This window comes from Reyranella sp. (genome assembly GCF_050185545.1).
Classification (GTDB): domain Bacteria; phylum Pseudomonadota; class Alphaproteobacteria; order Reyranellales; family Reyranellaceae; genus Reyranella.
Window position 1 is genome coordinate 1 of sequence record NZ_JBFWZI010000078.1, and the last position, 23,548, is coordinate 23,548.

22 protein-coding genes and 1 pseudogene are annotated in these 23,548 nt (G+C 68.0%); 13 read left to right on the top strand and 10 right to left on the bottom strand.

The window, feature by feature from the left end; genetic code table 11:
* Positions 1–381 precede the first annotated feature (381 nt).
* Both AB7O82_RS20400 and AB7O82_RS20405 read left to right on the top strand, forming a co-directional pair.
* Complete coding sequence (locus tag AB7O82_RS20400; protein ID WP_428620029.1) at positions 382–1,029, top strand: hypothetical protein; 648 nt, start codon at positions 382–384, stop codon at positions 1,027–1,029.
* Positions 1,030–1,338: 309 nt separating this feature from the next.
* Complete coding sequence (locus AB7O82_RS20405; RefSeq protein ID WP_428550749.1) at positions 1,339–1,917, top strand: hypothetical protein; 579 nt, start codon at positions 1,339–1,341, stop codon at positions 1,915–1,917.
* A gap of 51 nt (positions 1,918–1,968) precedes the next feature.
* Here AB7O82_RS20405 and AB7O82_RS20410 read toward each other — a convergent pair whose 3' ends face one another.
* A complete protein-coding gene (locus tag AB7O82_RS20410) occupies positions 1,969–2,673 on the bottom strand; it encodes a TVP38/TMEM64 family protein (protein WP_428550751.1) in 705 nt (234 codons plus the stop codon).
* Positions 2,674–2,762: 89 nt separating this feature from the next.
* On the opposite strand from AB7O82_RS20410, the gene AB7O82_RS20415 reads away from it, so the two are divergent.
* Together AB7O82_RS20415 and AB7O82_RS20420 are read left to right on the top strand one after the other, a co-directional pair.
* Complete coding sequence (locus AB7O82_RS20415; RefSeq protein WP_428550754.1) at positions 2,763–3,530, top strand: SDR family NAD(P)-dependent oxidoreductase; 768 nt, start codon at positions 2,763–2,765, stop codon at positions 3,528–3,530.
* Between the two features lie 236 nt (positions 3,531–3,766).
* Positions 3,767–4,168 carry a GFA family protein gene (locus AB7O82_RS20420; RefSeq protein WP_428550756.1) on the top strand — a complete coding sequence of 134 codons (402 nt, stop codon included), beginning with the start codon at positions 3,767–3,769 and terminating at the stop codon, positions 4,166–4,168.
* A 30-nt stretch (positions 4,169–4,198) separates the two neighbouring features.
* On the opposite strand, the gene AB7O82_RS20425 is transcribed toward AB7O82_RS20420, so the two are convergent.
* Complete coding sequence (locus AB7O82_RS20425) at positions 4,199–4,543, bottom strand: c-type cytochrome (protein WP_428550759.1); 345 nt, start codon at positions 4,541–4,543, stop codon at positions 4,199–4,201.
* The gene (locus AB7O82_RS20430; protein WP_428550762.1) at positions 4,543–4,764 is read right to left on the bottom strand and encodes a hypothetical protein; all 222 of its coding nucleotides are present in this window, start codon (positions 4,762–4,764) and stop codon (positions 4,543–4,545) included. Before AB7O82_RS20430 ends, AB7O82_RS20425 begins: the two co-directional genes overlap by 1 nt.
* A gap of 222 nt (positions 4,765–4,986) precedes the next feature.
* Between AB7O82_RS20430 and AB7O82_RS20435 the strand changes: the two genes are divergently transcribed.
* Entirely contained in the window at positions 4,987–5,466 is a 480-nt protein-coding gene (locus tag AB7O82_RS20435; protein ID WP_428550765.1) for a YybH family protein, read from the top strand.
* A 129-nt stretch (positions 5,467–5,595) separates the two neighbouring features.
* On the opposite strand, the gene AB7O82_RS20440 is transcribed toward AB7O82_RS20435, so the two are convergent.
* Positions 5,596–7,461, bottom strand: a complete 1,866-nt coding sequence (locus tag AB7O82_RS20440) for a dihydroxy-acid dehydratase (protein ID WP_428550768.1) — start codon at positions 7,459–7,461, stop codon at positions 5,596–5,598.
* Between the two features lie 105 nt (positions 7,462–7,566).
* On the bottom strand, positions 7,567–8,526 hold the full coding sequence (locus tag AB7O82_RS20445; RefSeq protein ID WP_428620031.1) for a LysR family transcriptional regulator: 960 nt from the start codon (positions 8,524–8,526) through the stop codon (positions 7,567–7,569).
* Between the two features lie 136 nt (positions 8,527–8,662).
* On the opposite strand from AB7O82_RS20445, the gene AB7O82_RS20450 reads away from it, so the two are divergent.
* From AB7O82_RS20450 to AB7O82_RS20475, 6 genes and pseudogenes are all read left to right on the top strand, one after another.
* Complete coding sequence (locus AB7O82_RS20450; protein WP_428550772.1) at positions 8,663–9,643, top strand: Bug family tripartite tricarboxylate transporter substrate binding protein; 981 nt, start codon at positions 8,663–8,665, stop codon at positions 9,641–9,643.
* A 150-nt stretch (positions 9,644–9,793) separates the two neighbouring features.
* Positions 9,794–10,327, top strand: a complete 534-nt coding sequence (locus AB7O82_RS20455) for a DUF4142 domain-containing protein (RefSeq protein ID WP_428550775.1) — start codon at positions 9,794–9,796, stop codon at positions 10,325–10,327.
* A gap of 412 nt (positions 10,328–10,739) precedes the next feature.
* Positions 10,740–11,441, top strand: coding sequence for an SDR family NAD(P)-dependent oxidoreductase (locus AB7O82_RS20460; RefSeq protein ID WP_428620032.1), 702 nt, complete (start codon positions 10,740–10,742; stop codon positions 11,439–11,441).
* Positions 11,442–11,454: 13 nt separating this feature from the next.
* The gene (locus tag AB7O82_RS20465; protein WP_428550780.1) at positions 11,455–12,258 is read left to right on the top strand and encodes a glutathione S-transferase family protein; all 804 of its coding nucleotides are present in this window, start codon (positions 11,455–11,457) and stop codon (positions 12,256–12,258) included.
* Between the two features lie 144 nt (positions 12,259–12,402).
* Positions 12,403–13,226, top strand: a pseudogene (locus AB7O82_RS20470) (HNH endonuclease).
* Between the two features lie 98 nt (positions 13,227–13,324).
* Positions 13,325–14,596, top strand: a complete 1,272-nt coding sequence (locus AB7O82_RS20475; RefSeq protein WP_428620034.1) for an FAD-dependent oxidoreductase — start codon at positions 13,325–13,327, stop codon at positions 14,594–14,596.
* 127 nt (positions 14,597–14,723) lie between these two features.
* On the opposite strand, the gene AB7O82_RS20480 is transcribed toward AB7O82_RS20475, so the two are convergent.
* Together AB7O82_RS20480 and AB7O82_RS20485 are read right to left on the bottom strand one after the other, a co-directional pair.
* A complete protein-coding gene (locus AB7O82_RS20480) occupies positions 14,724–14,873 on the bottom strand; it encodes a hypothetical protein (protein ID WP_428549216.1) in 150 nt (49 codons plus the stop codon).
* A 7-nt stretch (positions 14,874–14,880) separates the two neighbouring features.
* Positions 14,881–16,950: a hydantoinase/oxoprolinase family protein gene (locus AB7O82_RS20485; RefSeq protein ID WP_428549218.1), complete on the bottom strand. Its 2,070-nt coding sequence runs from the start codon at positions 16,948–16,950 to the stop codon at positions 14,881–14,883.
* 597 nt (positions 16,951–17,547) lie between these two features.
* On the opposite strand from AB7O82_RS20485, the gene AB7O82_RS20490 reads away from it, so the two are divergent.
* A complete protein-coding gene (locus AB7O82_RS20490) occupies positions 17,548–18,702 on the top strand; it encodes an FAD-dependent oxidoreductase (RefSeq protein ID WP_428549220.1) in 1,155 nt (384 codons plus the stop codon).
* Positions 18,703–18,855: 153 nt separating this feature from the next.
* Here AB7O82_RS20490 and AB7O82_RS20495 read toward each other — a convergent pair whose 3' ends face one another.
* Entirely contained in the window at positions 18,856–20,049 is a 1,194-nt protein-coding gene (locus AB7O82_RS20495) for an LLM class flavin-dependent oxidoreductase (protein WP_428549222.1), read from the bottom strand.
* 324 nt (positions 20,050–20,373) lie between these two features.
* Between AB7O82_RS20495 and AB7O82_RS20500 the strand changes: the two genes are divergently transcribed.
* Positions 20,374–21,408, top strand: a complete 1,035-nt coding sequence (locus AB7O82_RS20500; RefSeq protein ID WP_428549224.1) for an AraC family transcriptional regulator — start codon at positions 20,374–20,376, stop codon at positions 21,406–21,408.
* Positions 21,409–21,509: 101 nt separating this feature from the next.
* On the opposite strand, the gene AB7O82_RS20505 is transcribed toward AB7O82_RS20500, so the two are convergent.
* Both AB7O82_RS20505 and AB7O82_RS20510 read right to left on the bottom strand, forming a co-directional pair.
* Positions 21,510–21,989, bottom strand: coding sequence for an aromatic-ring-hydroxylating dioxygenase subunit beta (locus AB7O82_RS20505; RefSeq protein ID WP_428549226.1), 480 nt, complete (start codon positions 21,987–21,989; stop codon positions 21,510–21,512).
* Positions 21,990–22,158: 169 nt separating this feature from the next.
* The gene (locus AB7O82_RS20510) at positions 22,159–23,445 is read right to left on the bottom strand and encodes a Rieske 2Fe-2S domain-containing protein (RefSeq protein ID WP_428549228.1); all 1,287 of its coding nucleotides are present in this window, start codon (positions 23,443–23,445) and stop codon (positions 22,159–22,161) included.
* Between the last annotated feature and the right edge of the window lie 103 nt (positions 23,446–23,548).

Consider the following 23,548-nt stretch of genomic DNA (forward strand, 5'->3'; position numbering starts at 1 on the left):
ATCAGGACGAGGAAGGCGAGAAGCGGGAACCCAGGCAGGCGCCTGTCCGCCCAACGGCTGAACCGATTCCATGAACGATGCATCGCGATGCCTCTTGGCGTGAGATGAGGACACGAGGCGCTGAGCCCCCGAGGCGCTGAGCCCCCGAGGCGCTGGGCCCCTGCCGTCCTGACGATTCAGGGCCGGAAAATTGACAGGCGGCCGGCCGCCATGCTCCGATTCGCCCCAACGCGAGCGGCCGAGGAGGATTACGGATGAGTCGGTCCGACCGGACCCTGGACACCGCGCTCGCGAAGCTCGCCGAGAGGGCCCCGTTCGAGCGGGTGGTCTCCCTGTACAGGCCGGCGTTACCGGCTGCCGCCTGCCGAGGTCGCCGATGCCGTGCAGACCGCCTTCTACAAGACGCTCAAGACCTATGCCGGCAAGGTGGTGAACACGCCCGAGGCGCTGCTGCACCAGGTGATCCGCAACGAGCTGATCACCGTCCTGCGTCGCAGCGACGTCGTGAAGATGGTCGAGCTCGACGAGGATTTTCTGGCGATGGGCAGCTCGGGTGCCGCACGCCGGACGAGCGATGACGACGATGGCGGCGTCGAGGGCTCAGGCAGTTTTGAGCGGGACGAGCCCGACCACACCGACGATGCCGAGAGCGACGGTGGATCGGTTGGTGGCAGGCGCCACGCCGGGGGCGGCCGTCCAACCGCCGACGAGGCGGCCAATCACCTCGAGAACATGATGATCGAGACGCTCGACGCGCGTCAGCTCGTGCGCGCTCTGTTGAAGGAATTCGACGACAAGTACCGGCATGTCGTCGTGCTGTTGCTGGCCGAATGGGAGCCCAACGAGCTGCGTGAAAAGTTCGGCCAGAACGCCTACCGGATGCGGGCGTGGGCGCGCGTGAAGGTGTGCCGCATCCTCGCCAGGTTCGCCGCCGCCGGCAACGACCAGGCCGAACGGCTGCATGCCCGCGGCGGCTGCCATCGCATCCTGCAGTCGATCCAGGGCGCCGGTGCCTCGGCGCCGGCCTAGCGCGACACATCTCTAATCCTCGTCTTACGGGGGAGGTACCCCCCGAAGGTGTACGAACCGGGGCTCGCTTCGACACCATCAGCCGAGCCAAACCACATGATTGAGTGTCAACCATGTATCCGGTCCAAAGTGTCAGCGATCTATCCGGTTGCACAATGACGGGGCACCCCCCGATTGCGGGGGAGGCGAGCACGCGGTCTGCTGCCCGCAAGAAATCTTCCACCCCTGCCTGTCAATCCTCGGGACCCCGACCGTCGGAGGGGTATGCGGCGCCGCGCGGTGCGGCTGCCGCCTCTGACGGAGAATTCCATGATCAAGCTGTCTCGCGCGGCGGTTTCCGCCCTGTTCGCCTTCGGTCTGGCCGGCGCGGCGGCCGGAATTGCCACCCCGGCCTCGGCGGCGCCCGGTCAGGTCTGCTACTTCGGCGAATGCCGGACCTCCACCGGCCCGAGCGTCCGGCCGGCTCCGACTCCGGCCTCGACCCAGTCCAAGCTGGTCGCCAGGCGCGGCAGCTGGAGCGCCGTGCTGGTCGGCGAAAGGGCGATGATCATCGACGAGTTCGCGAACGGCTCGAAGTTCGCCATCGTGGCCCACCCGGAAGGCAAGTTCGGGCTGATGCTGATGCACCCCGAATGGCGGCTCAGGGCTGGCCAGCGGGCCGAGATGTCGGTGACGATCGACGGCGAGGTCTACAAGGGCACCGCGGTCGCCGACGACCGGGGCATCCTCGAGGTCGACGGCTGCAGCAAGGAGATGCTGCAGAAGCTTTACCGCGGCCGCGAGGGCCGGATCGAGGTGGGGAACTACAGCTTCACCATGACCAACCTCGGCGATGCCAAGGCGGTGATCGACGCGGTGCTGGCGCACCTGAAGGTGGCCTCGCGGTAGGCGAGAGCGCGAACAGGGGTGCGCCCGGATTTCCGGGCGCACCCTTGGCGCTCAGCGCCGGCGACGCCAGCGCTCGGCTGCGATCGGCAGCAACGCCAGAACGGCAAGGCCGAGCAGCGGCAACAGGAAGCGCGGCTCGTACAGCAGGTTCGAATCGGGAAGCTGGCCCCGCCGCGCCAGATCCATCAGGAGATCGCCGAGGCTTGCGTAGATGAGCGCGCTCGGCACGATCCCGATCAACGTGCCGAACATCAAGGTCCGGAGCTTCAGGCGCGCCACGGCTGCGGCGACGTTGACGACCGTGAAGGGGATCAACGGCACGAGGCGCAGGAAGACGAGATAGCTCAGCGCATTGTTGCGAAAGCCCTCGGCGATCCGCGCGGCGCGCGGTCCGGCACGCTCGGCAAGGCCGTCGAGCCCGGCGCGCGCGATGAGGAAGACACCCGAGGCGCCGAGCGTCGTGCCGACCAGCGCGCAGGCAAGGCCGAGCCAGCGGCCGAACAGCAGGCCGCCCACGATCGCGCAGAACCATGCCGGAAAGACCAGCAGCATCAGGAGCGCCGCATTGGCGGCGATGAACAGGAGCGGCGCCGCCATGCCCCAATCGTCCGCTGTCTGGCGCAGCCACCGAGCATTCTCGGCCAGCGTGGCGAGCGAGATGTAGCGCGTGCCGCCGAACGCCAGGAAGGCCACCGCCGCCACCACCGCGAGCAGCAGCGGCAGCCGGGCCGCGGCGCGCGTCAGCGACTTCCGCATCGGGGGGAGGCGTGGTCGGGCATGTCTCGGCGGCAGACTACAGAGTTGGCGGCGCCTGGCCTATCGTCCGGCGAGGACAGGAGGAGCCAATGGCCGGACTACTTGAAGGACACATCGCCGCGGTGACCGGCGGCGGATCGGGCATCGGGCAGGGCATCTGCCAGGCCTATGCCCGCGAAGGCGCGCGCGTCGTCGTGCTCGACGTCAATCTCGATGGCGCGCACGAGACGGTAGGGCTGATCAAGGCGGCAGGCGGCAAGGCGTCGGCCGTGCGACTCGACGTGACCGACCGGCAGGCCTGCCGCGACATCGCCGCGACGATCGCCCGGGACGGCAACATCTCCATCCTGGTCAACAATGCCGGCATCAACCGGCGCAACCCGATCACCGGAGACGCGGCCGCAGTGGCCAAGGACTGGGAGGACATCCTGTCGATCAATCTCGACGGCGTGTTCAACGTCACCCACGCCTTTCTCGACCAGCTGCGCGCGACCAGGGGACGGATCGTCAATATCGGCTCGATCCAGTCGTTCGTGCATGTGAGCTGGCCGAACTCGGCCGCCTACACGACCTCCAAGCATGGCGTGCTGGGCTTCACGCGCGCTTTGGCGGCGGAGCTCGGCAAGGACGGCGTGCGCGTCAACGCCATCGGGCCGGGGCTGATCGAGACCAGGATCAATGCCGAGGCGCGGGCGAAGAATCCCGACATGGTCGCCAACGTCATGCGCCATACGCCGCTCAATCGTGCAGGCAAGCCCGAGGACATCGCCGGACCCGCCGTCTTCCTCGCCTCCGACATGTCTTCTTACGTCACCGGCTGCATCATCATGGCCGATGGCGGCTTCCGCACGGTGTGAGCGTCGATCGAGGAGTCATGGTCATCCGGACCGCGGGCGTCCCGCCCGCTCATGGATCATGAGCTTGAGCGGCCGGTACCCTTCGGCAAGCTCAGAGCAGACGCCCGCGGTCCGAAAGACCATGACTCCTCGGGCGGCGCCGGACGTCTGCTGCTCATGAGTGGAACGGTGACCCGACGTTGATCGAATCCGATGGATTGCCGATACTCGCCCGACACCGGACGGGGAGGACGACGATGAAGGCAGAAGGTGGATGCTATTGCGGTGCCGTGCGCTATGCCGTCGACGGCGAGCCGATGTTGAAGGCGCAGTGCCACTGCCGTGAATGCCAGTACATCACCGGCGGCGCGCCCAACATGTTCATGGTCGTGCCACAGGACGCCTTCCGCTACACCAAGGGAGAGGTCAAGCAGTTCAAGCGCAGCGACCTCGCGACGCCGGTCACGCGCGAGTTCTGCCCCAACTGCGGCACCCACCTCGCGACACGCCCGCCGCGCCCCGTGGTCGTGGTCAAGGTCGGCACCCTCGACGATCCGAAGGTCTACGACGCTCCCGCCCTGGCGATCTTCACCATCGACAAGCAGCCCTTCCACATGATTCCCGAGGGCATTCCGACCTTTGAGCGCCGCCCGACGTAGCAGCTTCGCTGGAGAGGTGCCCCGATAGCCTCACTTGTCGGGCGTCGTGTCGGTGCCGCGCAGGGAGAGGATGTAGGCGATGATGTCCTCACGCTGCTCGGACGACAGCCGGAACATCGGCATGCCGAAATGCGGTGTCGTCAGGGCGACGGTCAAAGCGGCCGTCGTCATGCCCGGCGTCGCGGCAAGCTGCGGAAAGGTCGGCGCGCGGTGGTCGGGCGACATCGGCTGCTGAGGGTGGATCGCGTGGCACTCGTAGCAGACCTGGCGCGCCAGGGAGAGGCCTTGGCGCGGGTCGCCCGCCTGCTGCGCCTGGAGCGGCAGCGCGATGGCGGCAGCCAGCAGGAGCGTCGACAGAAAGGCTGGATACTTCATCACTGTCCCCTGCCGCCAGGATCGCCAGCGCACGGCTTCTCGCTCTCGGCCCAATCCCGCCAATGGGAGGGATGGACATCGACCGGCTTGCCGGTGTCGCTGACCCAGCCCGAGCCGGACCGCCGGCAACGGAAAACGAGGGCATGCACCCCGTCCTCGATGACGCTGAGCTGGAGATCGCGACCCCACGGGGCACTGTCGATCGGTTGCCAGTTGCACATGCGTGCTTTTGTACAGGCTGCCGTCTTGCCCAAGGTTGACGCAGATCAAGGGTGCTGGACGGAGAGCGCCTCGGGGAAGAATTCCGGCGCCGCGTCGCCGATGACGGCGTGCAGGCCCCGCGATCGACGCCCGGCGCGTCGATGCAGGCTTTCGGGAATTCGTTGCCCAGCCGGGACCGCGGGTTGAGCGCCTTGCTTCCTTGCCGCAGAGTGGAGCATCAAATGCGCCGCCGCCGTCCTGCAATCCTTGTCACGATCGCCATCGCCTTGGTCGCTGCGATGCCTGCCTGCGCCGACCCGGCGGCCGACGAGGTGGCGATCCGCCAGCGTCTGCAGCGCTGGACGAATGATTTCAACACCAGGAACCTCGCCGGCGTTTGCGATCTCTTCGCGCCGGATCTGCTCTATTCGATCCCAGAGGTGCCGCGCGGCACGCACGAGACGATGTGTGCCAGCCTCAACAAGGTGCTGGGCCAGTCCGACATCCGGCTCCAGTACGCTATGCCCGACATTCACGAGATCGTCGTTTCCGGCGACCTCGCGATCGTCCGCCTGACCTGGACGCTCACCACGGAGTTGGCCGGCGCTCGGGACACGACGACGGAGGAAGGCATGGACATCTTCCGCCGCCAGCCCGACGGGCGATGGTCGATCGCCCGCTTCGTCGCCTTCACGACGCGGCCGAACGCGCTGCTCAAGTAGTCGATGGATGCGGAAGGGACGCCACGTGGCCAGTCCTCTTCCAACGCGCACCGCCGCCTGTTCGCGCATGGGGCGAGACCCTTCGACTGGCTCAGGGTATCTCGCCCGCGGTCCGGAAGTCGATGACGCTCAGAACACCTTGTTCTTGTCGGGCCGGTGCCTGTTGCGCAGCACGAAGGCCGACCGGTCGGCCTTGCGCGGGTTGCGCACCCAGACCTCGCGGTTGGGATGGAGGCCGGCGCCGCGGGTCGCCGGCACCGCCGTGGCGCGGGCGCGATGCAGCAGGCGGGTGTCGGCCACGCCGCAATTGGGATGGAGTCCGCCATTACCGGCGACCACCTTGTCCCACGCCGCCTTGCGCTTCGCGGCGACCGCGGGATCGGTGAGCGCCGTGCAGGTGAGCACGTTGGTGTTGAGGTCGGCCACGATCTCGTCGCCTTCCTCGATCAGCGCGATCGGGCCGCCCAGCGCCGCCTCGGGGCCGACATGACCGATCACCAGGCCGACCGAGCCGCCCGAGAAGCGCGCGTCCGTCATCAGCCCGACGACGATGCCGCGCTCGCGGCACAGGGCGGTGATGCGCGAGGTCGGGTCGAGCATCTCGGGCATGCCCGGCGCGCCGCTCGGGCCCTCGTAGCGGACGATGATCATGTCGTGGTTCTGGAAACTCTCGGGCGTCTTGTCGAGCGCCTCGAGCAGGCTCTGCTCGCCCTCGAACAGGCGCGCCTTGCCGCGGAACACGTTGTTCTCGAGGCCGCCCTCGACGCCGGCGAGCTTCAGGATGGCGGAGAAGTCGGGCGACAGGTTGCCGCCCAGCACGCGCAGGCCGCCGGTCGGCTTGTAGGGCTTCTCGACCGGGTAGACGACCTTGCCGTCGGCCCGCCTGGCGCCCAGCCGCTGGACCTGGGCCGCGAGCGTCTCGCCGGTGCAGGTCAGCACGTCGCCGTTCAGCAGTCCGGCATCGAGCAGCTCGCGCACGATCACCTGCACGCCGCCGATATCGTCGATGTCGACCATGGAGTACTTGCCGTAGGGCCGCGCGTCGGTCAGCACAGGCACGACATGCTGCGAGAGGTAGTTGAACTCCTCCGGCGTCATGATGTCCTTCCAGAAGTCGGCGTAGCCCGCGGCGCGCGCGATCTCCGGCGCGTGCAGGGTCACGTTGGTCGAGCCGCCGATCGCCATGGCGACGATCACCGCGTTGCGGAGCGAATCGCGCACCACGATGTCGCGCGGCTTCAGGTCCTTCTCGATCAGGTTGGCGAGCAGCCCGACCAGCTCGCTGGCGAACTCGTTGACGCGGCGCGGATCGTCGGACGGCGGCGCCACCATGTGCAGGGGCTCCATGCCGAGCACGCCGATGAAGGTCTGCATGGTGTTGTAGGTGAACATGCCGCCGCAGCTGCCGATGCCGGGGCAGGCATGGCAGGCGATGTGCTGGCGGTACTCGGCGTCGGGATGGCCGGCGACCTGGTAGGCGCTGACCAGGTCGATCGTCTCGCCGGTCCTGGGATCCGTGCCCGGATGGATCGGGCCGTCCGACATGATGATCGCCGGCCGATTGTGCTCGAGCAGCGCGGCCAGCGTGCCGACCGGCGGCTTGTCGCAGGCGACCACCGCGATCGTGCCGGCGAGCCCGGTGCCGTTGAGATGCTCGCACAGCGAGTCGTTGGTGATCTCGCGGCCGATCAGCGAATAGCGCATCTCGCGCGTGCCGTTGCGGATGCCGTCGGAGACGGCGACCGTGTACTCGGGCTGGACCAGCCGCAGCTTCAGCTGGTTGGAGCCCTTGCCGATCCGGTTCCTAAGCTCGGCATGGATCGCATCGACCTTGGCCATGACGCCGAGATAGCACTGGCTGTCGCCCTTGGTGCCGACGACGCCGACCGACGGCTCGTGGATCAGGTCCGGATCCGTGCCGAGCGCGCGCGCCACCCCGATGGTCTGGGAGGAGCGGCCGGGATGCCGGTCGATGAGCACGGTGGTCGGTTTCATGGCGCTTGCCTTCAGGGTGGTTGGTGCGGTCTCGATTGGGCCGGAAAATGCCCACCTGCCGGGGTCTTGGCAACCTCCGCAGCGGCCGGTGCGGAACCGCCGGAATCAGCGCGTCGGCACCCGTCCGCGCCCCAGCCCGGCCGCCTTGACCACGGCGCGAAGCTCCTGGGCGAACAGGCCTGCCGCCGGGCTGGGCGTGCGATCCTTCAGCCGGATCAGGCCGATCGGGTTGGTGACACCGCTGAGCGCGATCGGCAGGGCCGTCAGCAGCGGATGCTCGGTCGGCACGCGCAGCATGGTCTCGGGATGTATCGTCAGGAACGATCCCAGGGCGGCGAGGCTCGCCAGCGTGTAGGTCGACGCCGTGGTGACCGAGGCGCGCGGCACGCCGAGGCCCTGCGATTCGAAGGCGGCGCGGATCATCGGCCCGAGAAAGCCCTCGGGCGGGGGCAGCACCCACGGGCCCGCCACGACGTCGCCGAGCTGCAGGCGTTGCCGCTTGCGCGCCCACCGGCTTCGTCTGCCGGCGATCACCGCCAGCCGGTCGTGGAACAGGATTTCCGCCATTGTGCCCTTGGGCGCGATTGGTTCGGCCATGCGGCTGATCACGAGCTCGATGCCGCGCCGCTGCAGCTCGATCATCAGAATCTCGGTCGGCTCGACGATGAGATCGAACACCATGCGCGGATGGCGTCGGATCAGCCGGTCGATGGCGGCGCCGGCCACCGCCGACATCGGCGGCGTCGCGCCGATCCTAAGCTCGCCGGCCGTCGGGTCGGCGAGAAAGGCGATGTCGTCGATGCCCTGCCGCAACTCGTTGAAGATGGCGATGCTGCGCTCGGCCAGCGATTCGCCGAACACCGTCGGCGATACCCCTTGCGGGCTGCGGTGGAGCAGGGCGACGCCAAGCACCTGTTCCATCTCCTTGATGGCGTAGGATACCGCGGGTTGGGTCATGGCGAGCCGGCGCGCCGCCTTGGCCATGCTGCCGGTCGCGATGGTCTCGCGCAGGACGCGCAGGTTGTGCAGCTTGATCCGCCGGCCGAGCCGATCGTCCAGGGGCATGCGGGTCGCCTCCAGAATTTGCTTATATGGATATCATGATTCCGCGGCTTCCCTTATGGCCCTGTCGACTCCACGATCCTCCCGCGATCGATCGCCGGCTTTCGAGAAACCCCGTCCACCCGAAAGGACCCGATCCGTGCGCCTGGCCGTTGCCCTCGTCATTCTCGTCTCGGCGCTGGCCCCTGGCCCGCGCGCCGATGCCCAGACCGCGCCCGCACCTGCCGGCGACAAGCCGCTGCGCTTCGTCATGCCATATGCCGCGGGCAGCGGCGGCGATTCGTTGATCCGGTTGATGGCAGAGCCGCTGCGCACCAGCCTGGGGCGGCCTGTCATCGTCGAGAACAAGCCGGGCGCCGCCGGCCGCGTCGGCGTCCAGTCCGTCAAGGTGGCGCCGCCCGACGGCAGCGTGCTGCTGTTCGTGCCGATTGCGCCGATGAGCGTCTTTCCGCACGTCTATCCCGATCTCGGCTACGACGCCGTCGCCGACTTCCGCCCGGTGACGCAGATCGCGACGTTCGACCTCGGACTTGCGGTCGGGCCGGCGGTGCCGGCAAAGACGGTATCCGAGCTGGTCGCCTGGCTGAAGGCCAACTCCGACAAGGCGAGCTACGGCACGCCGGCCGCGGGATCGCTGCCGCACTTCTTCGCGCTGATGTTCGGCCGCGCCGCCGGCCTCGAGATGCGCCATGTCCCGTACAAGGGCAATGCGCCGGCGCTGGCCGACCTCACCGGCGGGCACCTGCCGCTGTTCTTCACCTCGACGCCCGATCTGGTCGAGCTGCACAAGGCCGGCCGGCTGCGCGTCCTCGCGACGTCGGGCCGCGAGCGCTCGGTCGTGCTGACCGGCATCCCGACCTTCGGCGAGGCGGGCTACGCCATCGAGGGCACCGGTTGGTATGGCATCTTCGCCCCGACCCGCACCCCCGACGGCATCGTGAACCAGCTCAGCGAGGCGATCGTGGCGGCGTCCCGCACACAAGCGGTGGTCGACCGCATGCGGGTCCTCGGACTGCGTCCGACCGGCACGACGCCGGCCGAGCTGGGCCGCATCCAGCGCGCCGACCTCGATCTCTGGGGGCCGGTCATTCGCGAGTCGGGCTTTAAGCCGGATCAGTGAGGGCCGTCAGCGGATTCCTGCCCATCCTCGATACAACCTACCCGTGGGGCCAGGGCGATCGGGAACGTCTTGGCGCTCTCCGCGTTGAGGCATGGCAGCCGCCGAACCATGCTCGGCTGCGAGCCTGTGGACCTAAAATGGGGGATGATCATGCGCCTTCTCGACCGTCGTACCGTCCTGCTTGCCGTTCCCGCCGCAACGCTGGCCCCTGTGTCCGGGGTTCTCGTATCCACGGCGCTCGCGGTCGACGCCTTGCCGGATGCGCGCTTCGTGGGCTTCTGCCAGGCGGTGAACGATTTCGACATCGCTTCCGGCCAGCTGGCGCTCGCCCGGTCGGCCAACGAGAGTGTCCGCGGCTATGCCACCCGGTCGATCGCCGAGGCGACGGACGCCGCGCAGCGGTTGAGCAAGTCGCGGCAGGAAGCCGGCGTGTCCTACGCGCCCGACGGCGCCATGGGTCCCAAGACCGCCAATCTGCTTCAGCAGCTCAACGCGCTGCAGGGCCCGGCCTTCGATACGGCCTACGCCAACGCCCAGCTCTCGGTGCAGATCGATTCCGAAGCACAGGTCGGCGCCTACTCCCAGAACGGCAAGAGCGGCCCGCTGCGGCGCTACGCGCAGGACACCTTTCCCAAGTCGCAGCGCCAGCTTGAGAACGCAAGGCGGCTGGCCGGCGGCCGCTGACGGCGGTGGCCAGGAGCCGGCAACTCTCCAATCCTCTTATTGAGATCGGGGCGGGTACCGCCCCGATCTTCACAGCATCGTGGTGCGCGTCGGGCGTGCTGGGTGTCTCCCCTGTCATCGGGTCGTCATCGGGGGGAGGTGCCCCCATGGGCACCGACTTTAGCGGTAGAGCGCCTCATGCGCTGGGAGCGCGCCACTCCGATGGCGCTCATGGGCGTTTGATCGACAAGGAATGCGCCATCGACGGCGGAGGTTACTCCGCCTCGACTGGCGCGCTCCCAGCGCATGAACAGAACGGTCTGGATCCACGCTTGCCAGTCATTCTCACGCCACCATGAGCTTTTGCCGCTTGATCCGTTTTGTTTCGACATGGACCATGCCGCGATCCGCTTCGTGATCGTGGAGAGCGTGCATGACCCGTCCTGTTGCCGTCGTCACCGGGGTCGGCCCCGGCACGGGAAGCGCGATCGCCCGTCACCTTGCTGCCGACGGCTACGCCGTCGCCATGCTGGCGCGCAACCGCGAGCGGCTCGCCGCCTTCGAGAAGGAGATCGAGCACGCCAGGGCCTATCCCTGCGACGTGACGGACGAGGCGCAGCTCGACACGGTGCTCGCCGCCGTACGGCGGGATCTCGGCACGCCCGCCGTGCTGGTGCACAACGCGGTGGGCGGCGCCTTCGGCAGCTTTCTCGATATCGATCCCAAGGTCCTGGCCGCGAACTTCCAGGTCAACACCATGGCGCTGCTCCACCTGGCGCGCCGCCTTGCGCCGGCAATGATCGAGGCCGGATCCGGCGCGATCATCGTCACCGGCAACACCTCGGCGCTGCGCGGCCGCGCCAACTTCGCCGGCTTCGCGCCGACCAAGGCGGCGCAGCGCATCCTCGCCGAGGCGATGGCGCGCGAGCTCGGCCCGAAGGGCGTGCACGTCGCCTATGTCGTGATCGATGCGGTTATCGACGTGCCGTGGGCGCGCAAGCGCTACGCCGAGGCGCCCGACAGCTTCTTCATCAAGCCCGCCGCCATCGCCGGCGAGGTTCTGCACCTCGTGCAGCAGGATCGCAGCGCCTGGTCCTTCAACGTCGAAATCCGGCCGTTCGGCGAGAAGTGGTGAGGAGCAGCGAGCCATGGCCCAGCTGCGCATCTTCTCCTATCTGCCCAACCCGCGGATCTGGAAGGCCACGATCGCCGCCCGTCTCAATGGCGTCGAGGTCGAGGTGCGCGGCGCCCGGCCGCGCGAGCTTAGGGATTGGCTGTGGGACTTCGAGGCGCGGCCCTTGTCGCACGGCGAGCGCGAGGCACTCGCCGCCTCGGTGCGTGTCGGCAAGGTGGGTTTCAAGGGCGGCGAGCTGATCAAGACCGACGCCTTCCTGGCGGCCCATCCATTTGGCACCGTGCCAGCCGCCTTCAGTCCCGACGGCCTCATCGGCATCTTCGAATCCAACAGCATCATGCGCACCGTGGCGCGGCTCGGCGCCGATCGCGTGCCGCTCTACGGCCGCCACGCCTACGAGGCCTCGCGCATCGACAGCTTCCTCGACGCCAGCCTGGTTTTTGCGCGCGACACCCAGCACTATCTGCTGGCCCTGGGCGACGAGAACTTTCCTGCCCACGTCCACGCCCGCGCGGCCGAGGCATTCGGGGTCTACATCGCCGGCATCGAACAGGCGCTGGCGCCGCAGCACAGCTTCATAGTGGGCGAGCAGCTGACGCTGGCCGACATCTGTTTCGTGGCCGAGCTCTGCCTGTTCTCCAACGAGCGCCTGCGCCGGCCGACACTCGACAGGCGTAGCCTTGCGCCGATCCTGTCCGATGCTTGGGAGAAGGCTTGGCCCAGGGCCGGCTCGCACTTCCGGCGTCTCGCCGATCATCCGGCGTTCGCGCCCGATGTCGGGCCCTATCTGCAGAAGCTGGAGAAGCGGCCGGCCTGAGCTTGACGGGTGCGGCCACCCCATCAAGGCATTCCTGGTTGCTTTGCGGAGCGGAGGATCGGCCGCCAACCGACGCAGCGCCCGCACCAATTCGAACGCAACTGCGCTTGATACCGGAGCGAGGCGGAGCGCTATACTTCCAACATGGGAAATGGGGTGTTTGTTCACCGTACCGACTCGATCTACGACGATAGTCCCGCCGAGCGGTATCAGTTCCCTCGTCAGTATCTTCGCCGTGCACAATCCTGCATCGGCGACTGGATCATCTACTACGAACCTCCGGCATGTACTTCGCCCTGATCGAGCCAGGAAGTTATCTCGATTTCGCCAATCCCGTTCCATTCACCGACGCCGGCGGCGGCGTCCTGGAGCGAGGTGTGCTGAACGAGCAAGGTCGACTCTCTGGCCGCGCACAGGCCGCGGTTCGACCTCTCATGCCGGGTGACTTCAATCGCATTGTCTCCTTGGGTCTGGATGAAGGCACCTCCTTGTTGCCGCGCGTGAGCGAGGCGCCGCCGGGTCTTCCAGACGAGCAGGTTCCCTTAGAGTTCGAGACCAATCGCGATCGTGTGAGTTACCTTACATCGCGAGCCGTTCGCGATCGGGTGTTTCGCCAGGTTGTCTTGCGCGCCTACGAGGAGCGCTGCGTGATCAGTGGTCTCAGGCTGATCAATGGCGGCGGACGTGCCGAGGTCACCGCGGCACATATCCGACCTGTCGAAGCCGGCGGTCCAGACATCGTCAGCAACGGGATTGCGCTGTCTGGCACGGCACATTGGATGTTCGATCGCGGACTTGTCAGCCTGGCCGATGACTTGGAAATCTTGGTCTCGCGGCAGGTCAACGATCCGGAGGCCGTGAGGTCGTTCATCAACAAGAACGGCCACGCATACCCTCCACAACGTGCCATCGACCGCCCCCACCCTCGGTTCCTGCAGTGGCATCGAGACAATTGCTTCAAGCAGTGAGGCCGCTCATTTTGGCGCGCAGCCTGCCTTGCAGATCATTGCCACCCCCCCGGTCAAGCCGCGTGCCAAGTACGACTGGCCCTTGATAGGGTGAGCCAATGACTTCCGACTCTTACGATGTCGCCGTCGTCGGCGGCGGCAGCGCCGGCGTTGCCGCCGCCGTCGCCGCGGCGCGCTCGGGCGCGCGGACTGTGCTGCTGGAGAAGGCGGGGTGCCTGGGTGGCGCCTCCACCTTGCGCAATGTCCTCACTTACTGTGGCCTCTACACGCTGGGTGACGTGCCGCGACAGGCGGTGGCCGGCATCGCCGAGGAGGTGCTGCAGGGCTTGCGACGCCTCGACGCCGTCACCGGGCCGCAGCGGCACCGTGGCGTGTTCGTGGTGTTCGATCCCGAAGCCGTGAAACGCGTGCTCGACCAGCTGTGTGCCGAGGCCGACGTCGATGTGCGCCTGCATGCCTTCGCGAGCGGCGCCACGCGAGCGGAGGAGCGGATCGCCGACGTCGCCTGGCGCGACCATGGCGGCGAGCATCGCATCCGGGCGCGCGCCTTCGTCGATGCGAGCGGCGAGGGCGATCTCGCGGCGCTCGCCTGCGCGGCGACCCGCTATGGCAACGAGAACGCGGTGAACCTGGGCACGCTCGCCACCCGCTTCGGCGGCGTTCCGCGGGACATTGTCGTATCCGCCGACCAGGTGGCTGCGGCGGTCCAGGCAGCGCGGGCCGCCGGGCGCGGGCCGTTCAGCAAGGAGCGCAGCGTGATGACGCGCTTGCCGATCTCCGGTGACCTCGTCTGCTACCTGGCATCGGAAGACTACGATCCGCGCGACTCGCTGAGCCATAGCGCCGCGGAACGGCGGGGGCGCGAGCAGGCGTGGGCATACCTGGAGGTCATTCGCGGCCTGCCCGGATGCGAGAACGCCTATCTCGCCTCGACGGGCCCGGAGTTCGGGACGCGCGAGGCGCGCCACATCGAAGCGGTCTATCAACTGACGTGGTGCGATGTGGTCGAGGGACGGCCTATGCTCGACAGCATCGGGCTCGGCGCCTGGGGCGTGGAATGGCACGATCGCAAGACCTTCGAGAGCACCTTCGTCTACCCGCCGGATAAGGCGGCGTACCAGATTCCGCTGCGCTGCCTGATGAGCCGGGACACCGCGAATCTCTTCGCCGCAGGTCGCGTCGCCGATGCCGATCGCATGGCCGGCGCCAGCCTGCGCGTGATGGGCACCGCCTTCGCCACCGGCCAGGCCGCCGGCGTCGCGGCGGCGAGCGTTGCGGATCGGGGCAAGGTCGACATCGACGACGTGCGCCGGACACTGCGCGCGCAAGGCGCGCTGATCGAGACGAACCAGCTCGCGCAGGCGGCGTAGAGCAGCCCCCTTGCCGGGAGCGGGCTCATGCGGACCGCGGGCGTCTCGCCCGCGGTCCGGAGGAGCATGAGCGCCACCGGAGGCACACCAACCAAGTGGCGCGCTCGCGGCCATGAGTCGTGAATGACTACTCACGATCGCACAACGTGACCGACAGGGAGAATCGCCGGTGGACGACCGGCAGGAGAAGCGGCTCCTCGCCGCTCAGGCCACCGTCGATACGCTCGCTGGTGGCGAGCTTGACGCTCAGGCCGCGGGCCGGGCCGAGATCGCCCACAGCTGGCTCATGCGGCCTCCAGGATCAGGTTGAGGTAGGCATCGACGCGGACCGTCATGCCGGGCGGCACCACGGTGGTGGCGTCCATCTGCTCGACGATGGCGGGACCGGCGAAACGGTTGCCGGCGGCGAGCGCCTCGCGGCTGTAGATCGGCGTGGTCGCGAAGTCGCGCGCCTCGGGCAGCCACACCGCGCGCCGGCCGACGATGGCGGCCGACGCATCCGGGCCTGCCTCGGGATGGGCGGTGAGCTCGGCCTTGCGCACCACGCCGGTCGCCTCGAGTCGCAAGGTGACGATCTGCACAGGCTCGCCCTCGGCGACGAAGCCGTAGCGCTGGCGATGGGCCTCAGCGAATCCTTCCGCCAGCGCCTCGATGGTCGCGGCGGTGACCGGACCTTCGGGCAGCGCGACGGCGAGCTCGTAGTTCTGCCCGTGATAGCGCATGTCGGCGGTGCGGTTGAGCCGCCTGTCGCCAGGCGCGATCGCCTCGTGCTCGAACCACTGTCCGGCCCGGGCGGCGAGCGACTCGAAGGCGTTGGCGACGTCGCCCGCCGACGCCACGGTCGCCGGCATCAGCCGGGTGGCGGCGAAGTCCGCGCGCAGGTCGGTGAGCAGCAGCCCCATGGCGCACAGGATTCCGGGATTGCGCGGCACCAGGACGCGCTTCATGTCGAGCTCGCGGGCGAGCCGCGCGGCGTGCAGCGGTCCCGCGCCCCCGAACGCCATCAGGGTGTAGTCGCGCGGGTCGTGGCCGCGCTGGACGGAGATGACGCGAATGGCGCGCGCCATGTTGGCGGTCACCACCGACAGGATGCCCTGGGCCGTCTCCATCAGCCCGAGCCCGAGCCGCTCGGCCAGCATTCCGATGGCCTCCCGGGCGAGGTCCTGGCGGATCTTCATGCGGCCGCCCAGCAGGTACTCGGGATTCAGGGTCTGCAGCACCACGTTGGCGTCGGTCGTGGCCGGCTCGCTGTTGCCGCGGTCGTAGCACACCGGACCGGGATCGGCGCCGCACGAGCGCGGGCCGACCTTCAAGAGGCCGCCGGCGTCGATGTAGGCGATCGAGCCGCCGCCCGCGCCCACGGTGTGGATGTCGAGCATGGGCGCCTTGACGGGATAGCCATGCACCGTGGCTTCGCTGGCGAGCTTGCAGCGCCCGCCCTGCAGCAGGGCGACGTCGGTCGAGGTGCCGCCCATGTCGAAGGTGATGAGATCCTCGAAGCCGGCCAGCGCGCCGATTGCCTGCGCGCCGACCACGCCGGTCGACGGACCGGACAGCACCGTGCGCACCGGGAGCTGGGCCGCCGTGGCGAAGCCGATGACGCCGCCGTTGGACTGCGTCAAGTGCGGCGTCGTCGTCATGCCAAGCGCTTCGAGCCTGGGGCTCAGCCGGTCGATGTAGCTCTTCATGACCGGGCCGAGATAGGCGTTCAGCACCACGGTCGAGAGCCGCTCGAACTCGCGGAACTCCGGCGCGATCTCATGCCCCGCCGAGATGAATACGTCGGGCATCTCCTGGCGCAGGATCTCGACCGCGCGCCTCTCGTGCTCGGGCCGGATGAAGCCGTAGAGGAAGGAGACGGCGATCGCCTTGACGCCGGCCGCCGCCAGGGCCTGCGCCGCCGCGCGCATCTTGACCTCGTCGAGCGGCGTATCGACCTCGCCAGTGTGGCGCACGCGCTCGGGCACCTCGAGCCTGAGATCGCGCGGCACCAGGGTCGGCGGCTTGTCGGCTTGGATGTCGTAGAGGTCGGGCCGCTTCTGGCGGCCGATCTCGAGCAGGTCGCGAAAGCCGTCGGTGGTGACCAGGCCGGTCTTGACGCCGCGATGCTGGATCAGCGCGTTGGTCGCAACCGTCGTGCCATGGCCGAAATAGGCGACCGGCGCGGCTGGCTTGTCGCCCGCCTCGGGGGCCACGCGACGCATGCCTTCCTCGACACCCTGGGCGATGCCGCGCGAGGGATCGTCGGGGGTCGAGGGGACCTTCCAGACCTCCACACGACCTTTGTCTTCGTCGAACAGACAGACGTCGGTGAACGTCCCGCCCGAATCCACGCCGACACGCCATCGCGACATCCAGAAGCTCCTTGGTTTACCCGCTGGGGCCCCCATTGGGGTTCTCGGGCAATTCAGTTTTGCCTCGGAACATTGGGCAAGCGAAATCTCTGCCCGAGAGCAGATTTCGCAAATTTTCTCGCTGAATGAGAAGCCGGTCGGCCACAGGCCTCAACATGCTATAGAAGTGAAAGCACCATGACCGACGACTCCGACAGGCTGCTGCCGCGCGTCGTCCGCCTGCTTCATTTCGGCCGTCATCGCCGCGCTGCTGAAACGCGAGGCGGCGTCGATCTCCGCCCGCCTCAACCCGTTCGACCCCGTCCTGCGCCGCCCCGCCGCCGCAATGGAAAGCCTCGCACCGTCGTGACGGGAGTCGTGCTCTTCCGGACCGCGGGCGTCTCGCCCGCTCATGAGTCATGCGACGGGCGTCTCCCCAGGCGTCACTCCTCGCTCATGAATCACTCCCCGCTCATGAATCACAAGGCGGGCGAGACGCCCGCGGTCCGGAAGAGCATGAGCCTGCGCCCGCAATGAAACGGTTGCACTGAGGGCAAAGCGCGGGCGGAGGCCGTATGGTCTGTTCCCAGCGAACCGAAGCAATCGAGTGATACCAGAATGACCGCACACGCCCAGCACATCATCGTCATCGGCGCCGGCATCGGTGGCCTGGCGGCCGCCCTGGCGCTGCAGCGGCGCGGCTTCAAGGTGTCGGTCTACGAACGTGGCGCGGAAATCCGCGAGTTCGGCGCCGGCGTGGTCATCGCGCCCAACGCCCGCCGCGCCTTGCGCGATCTCGGGGTCGATGAGGCGCTGGCGCAGCTCTCCGCGTCGGCGCCGCTCATTCACACCTGTGTCTACAATACCGGCGAGATCATCAGGACCGACCGAAACGACGCCATCGCCGAGAAGCAGGGGATGGGTGTGCTGCAGGTCCATCGCGGCGACCTGCATGGCCTGCTGCTGCAGGCCGTGCAGGCCAACGATCCTGGTGCGGTGCATGCCGGGCACACCTTCGTGGCGCTCGAGCAGGACAAGTCGGGGGTGTCGGTCGCCTTCGCCAACGGCGCGCGTCGGCGCGGCGATGCCGTGATAGGCGCCGATGGCAATGCTTCGGCCGTCCGCACCTTCCTGTTCCCCGGGGAGAACCCGAAATTCACCGGCCAGGTTGCCTTCCGCGCGCTCGTTCCCGATGCCTTGTGTCCGCCGGTCGTCCGCGAGCGCGGGTCGGCGATGTACCAGGGGCCGCGGCGCTACCTGCTGCACTATCCGCTGCGCGGCGGACGGATCATGAACCTGATCGGCTGCGGGCAGGCGCTGGCGTGGGAGGAGGAGGGCTGGGCGATCCCGGCGACCAACGAGGAGTTCCTGCATCACTATTCCGACTATGCGCCCGAGCTTCTGGAATTGATTCGCAGCGTGCCGCCGGGCGAGCTCTTCAAGTGGGGCCTGCGCGATCGCGAGCCGCTCGCGACCTGGACGCAGGGCCGGGTTGCCATGCTGGGCGATGCCGCGCATCCCATGCTGCCGTTCCTCGGCCAGGGCGCCTGCATGGCGCTCGAGGACGCGCTGGTGCTGGGGCGCGCGTTCGCCGCCGCCCGCACCATCGACGAGGCGCTGGCGCGCTACGAAGCTGCGCGCCGCACCCGCGGCACCAACGTCCAGCTGTGGACGCGCGAGGAGGGCAAGACGCTTCAGGATCCGACGCGCAAGCGCTACACGGCCCTCGATCGCGGCCTCTTCGACTACGATCCCGCAACTGTGTCGGTGTGATCTCTTCTTTGGACCGCGGGCGTCCCGCCCGCTCATGTTCTCTTCCGGATCGAGAGCGTCCAGCCTGCTCCAATTCATGAGCGGGCGGGACGTCCGCGGTCCGGGAGAACATGAGCATGAGCGGGCGGGACGCCCGCGGTCCAAAGAAGAAAGCTAGACCGCCTCCAGCGCCGGCAAGCGCTCGACCTGGTGCGCCTGCAGCGCCGGCAGCACGTCGCGGGCGAAGCGGCGGATCTGCTCGATGAACATCTCGTGCGGCATGGCACCCCGGTTGAGGCTGATCTGCACCACGTTGGCGCCGGCGGCATCGGCCTGCGCGATGATGCGCCGGGTCACCTCCTCGGGCGTGCCCCACGGCCAGGCCTCGGCCAGTCGCTCGACATCGGCCATGGTGGTGTTGCGGAAATCCTCGCGCAGCAGCTGGGCGGCGCGCTGGTTCTCGGGCCGCACGTAGTCGGTCGACTGCTGCGTCGAATATCCGGCCTGGCGCTGCAGCGCCGTCTCGGTGAAGTTGCCGTGACTGAACAGGGTGCGGTTGAAATAGAGATGGTAGGGCCCCATCTCGCGCACCGCCCGGGCCTTCGAATCGGCGACATAGGCGCTGATGCCGAGCGACAGATGATTGGGCGTCAGGCGATGACCCGACGCGGCAAGGCATTTGGCGTAGTAGCGGATGATGTCGTCGCGCAGGCCGCCGCCGCCCAGCCCCGGCGTGATCGGCAGGTTGTGGCGGGCGGCGAACTCGATCGATTCCTTGCTGCCGACGATGGGGATCCAGATTCGGGGATGCGGCCGCTGCACCGGGCGCGGCCACAGCGCCACGTCCTTGTACGACCAGAACCTGCCCTCGTACGAAAGCACGTCCTCTGTCCAGGCGCGCGTCACGATCTCGAAGGCCTCTTCGAAGCGGGCGCGGCTGTCGGCCAGCGGCACGTTGTGCACCTGGTACTCGCGCGGAATGCCGCGGGCGAAGCCCGAGATCAGCCGGCCATTCGACAGGCAGTCGATCATCGCCAGCTCCTCGGCAAGCCGCAGCGGCTCGTGCAGCGGCAGCAGGTTGCCGTAGATCAGCAGCTGGAGATTCTTCGTCCGCTGCGCCGCCGCCGCGGCCATCAGGTTGGGCGAGTTCATCAGCCCGTAGGGCGAGCAGTGATGCTCGTTGAAGCCGACGCCGTCGTAGCCGAGCCTGTCCATCTCCTCCCACGCCGCGAGATGCTCGGCGTAGGTGCGCACCGCGACGTCCGGCTTGAAGTGCTTTTGGCTCAGCGGATAGGGCAGCTCGGCGCCGATCTTCACGTGCTCGAGATTCTCGCCGTAAGCGAGCAGATCGAAGACGAAGACTTTCATGCGACTCTCCGGAATGGGCAGGGCATTCGCACCTGGACGCGCTTTTCATGCTCCTCCCCAGCTCCGCTGGGGTGGTGTCGCGTCATACGCGACGGTGGGGTCTTGGCTCATGGCTGGGAGCACGCCACTCCGTGGCGCTCTTCTCGTTGATCCCGCGTCCTGTGAGCGCCACGGAGTGGCGCGCTCCCAGCCATGACCCCTCCGTCGCCGAAGACGGCGACACCTCCCGGCGGAGCTGGGGAGGAGACTGAAAGGCCTGCCATTCTCGACGCCTCGGGCTCGACCGGTTAGGCTCGGCCAATAACGCTGTTCCTGGGAGGAACGATGTCGGCACAGGTCGCCGCCGCTGACGGCACGGCAAGCTTCGCGTTCGACCAGCCGCTGTTGTCGACGCGCCGGCATTTCTCGACCGTCGACTATCATCTCGCCAGACGGCACATCGAGCGCACGACGCGGGGTCAGTTCGACTTCTCCTTGCAGAGCGCCCGCGAGTTCCGGCACTACGACGTGCGCTCGGCGCGGCTCGGCGAGACGCAGTTCAGCCTGGTGATGGTCGACAGCGTCTCGGGCTACGACATCGAGATGATGGACGATCCCGATCTCGTGTTGCTGCACATCCTGATGCGTGGCAGCGCCCAGCTGCAGCAGGGCACGGCGCGGGCCGACGCCGCGGCGGCGCAAATGGTGCTGCTGCAGGGCATGGCCCGCTCGCACAAGCGCTGGTACGGCACGACCCAGCAATTGATGGTGCGGATGAGCCGGCGCCACATGGAGCGCGTGATCGCCAGCGAGACGGGGATCGGCATCGGCGATCCGCTGAGCTTCGGCGTGATGCCGGTGGTCGACCTCGCCCGGGTGCCGACGCTGTGGAACTACATCGTCATGCTCTGTCGCGATCTCGACAGCCCGCAGCCCTGCTTCGCCGGCGCCGTCGGCCGCACGGCCGAGCGCACGCTGGCGCTGATGCTGCTCAACGTCGTGCCCAACAACTACAGTTGGGCCTTCGCCGAAGAGTCCCGGTCGGCGGTCGCGCCGTACTATGTGCGCCGGGTCGAGAGCTATATCCGCGAGCATGCCGGCGAGCCGATCGCCACCGACGATCTGGTGGCGGTGGGCGGGGTCAGCGCACGCTCTATCTACCACGGCTTCCGGCGCTTCCGCTCGACCACGCCGATGGGCTATCTCAAGGCGGTGCGCCTCGACCGCGCGCGCGAGGCGCTCACCCGGAACCGTGCGGGCGCTCGCATCAGCGTGACCGAGGCCGCGACCTCGGCCGGCTACACCAACCTCAGCCAATTCTCGCGCGACTACAGGGCCCGCTTCCGCGAATCGCCGTCGCAGACCTTGGCGGATGCCTGACCGATCATGGTCTTCCGGACCGCGGGCATCTTGCCCGCTCATGATCATGAGCGGGCAAGATGCCCGCGGTCCAGGATGACGTTGTCTTCTCTCCAACCGTCTCACAGCGGGATGGCGAGCAGGTTGGGAATGTTGAAGGTGTCGACCACGGCGATCTTCTCGCGGAAGCGCGGCGTGTCCCCGTCGAGCGCGACGACGTCGCGATACTGGCCGACGCTGAACAGCCGCGTCTGGCCCTCGAGATCGGTCTGGTAGACGGTGTAGCAGGCAGCCACCTCGACGCTGTCGTCGCGCGTGCCCAGGATCTCGATGTTGGTGACGACGTGGCGGGCGTAGTGGAGATTATAGACGTTGGCCTCGCGCAGGCTGCGCACCCGGTCGACCATCATCGCGCGGCCGTCGCAGAAGAAGATCGGCAGCGGCGGCTGGCGGCTCATGTTCTCGCGCGGGATCACCTTGTAGACGCCGCGCTCGACGAACAGGTCGGGCCATTCCTCGAGCCGGTCGTCGTCGAGCAGGCGCGCGTAGCGGTATTGCAGCGCACGGATGGCGGCGTAGGTGTCGGGGCCCATGTCGTTCATGGTCCCTCCCCCGCAATCGGGGGAGATGCCCCGTCACACGGGGTGGAGGGGGAAAGCCTCAGTCGAGATTCTTGAAAGTCCGACGTCGGAATTGGAGAGAGCTCGACTGAGGTCTTCTTTGGGCCACCTCCCCCGACTACGGGGGAGGCAAAGCAACGAATCACCATCTTCACGCCCCTCCGCCCGCCGGCGCGAGACCCATCAGGCCGGCGTAGTAGCGCCAGTAGGCGCGGATCGTGGCCTCGCCCTGGCGGTCCTTGTCGAGGTCGGCCTGCAGGCCGCCGAACTCGAGGAAGGAGTTCTCCTGCCCGTCGCGCACGATGGCACGCTGGATCAGCTCGATCGCCTCGCTATCCTCCATCGAGATCAGGCCGGCCGGGCCGACCAGGTTGGCCTGCTTCAGCCGGGTGGCGGTCATCGCCTCGTCGTCGTCGGCGTAGCCGAAATAGGTCCAGTAGAGCTCGAAATCGTCGGCCGCCTTGGGCCGGATGTGGCGCGTCGCCAGCGTGTTCATGATCTGCTGGATGACCAGGCACGGGAAGATGCTGGTGATCGACACTGTGACGCCATCGTTGAAGTCGGGCCGCCCTTCGAGCAGCGACGGATCGGCGAGCGAGTAGTTGGTGACGAACTTGTCCTGCTCGATGTTGCCGGAGCGCCCGGCCTGGCGCCAATCGTCGCCGTAGGTGACGCCGGTGCTGTGCGCCCGCGCGCTGTCGGTGCCGCCCTTGCGCTTCTGGTTGGTGCGATAGAGGCCGAAAGTGGCGTGGAAGCCGTGCAGCAGGGCGGCGTGATAGGGATCGCGCGTGTTCTCCGAATAGAGCTTCCAGTTGCCGCGCACGCGCTGGCGCATGTGGCCCAGCACCCGGATCGGCCGCGAGAACAGCCGGTCGATGGCGGCGAGCAGCGGCTCCTCGAGGTAATCCTCGAGCGGCGCGGTGTCGGGGCTGAAGGTGGCGAAGATCACACCCTTGTGCGAGGCGACCCTGAGCTTGGCGAGACCGTGCGCCCTGAGGTCGAAGTCGGCGGCGTAACCGCCCATGCCGGCGACGCCGCGACGGTAAGGCACGCCGACCAGCTCGCCACGCGCGTTGTAGGCCCACTGGTGATAGACACAGCGGTGCTGGCGGGCATTGCCGCAGGTCTGGCGCTGCACGGTCGAGCCGCGATGGGCGCAGCGATTGACGAAGACATGCAGGCTGCCGTCCTCGGCACGGCTTACGATGACCGGCGTGTCGCCGACGAACGAGGTCTTGAAGTCGTTGGGCTCGGGAATCTCCGCTTCGAGCGCCACGTAGCTCCACACCGGCCCGCGGAAGATCGCCTCCTGCTCGCGCGCGAACACGTCGGGCCGGGTGAACACCTCGAACGGCACGCGGCTGCCGTCGGCCGACGGCCAGGGGATCAGGGGGGCTTCGCTCAACTGCAGCATCGGCACGCTCTCCAAGTCGCTCATGCTCTTCCGGACCGCGGGCGTCTCGCCCGCTCATGATCATGAGCGGGCGAGGCGCCCGCGGTCCTATGAGTGTTGCCGTCGCCATTGATCAACAACCCGCTGA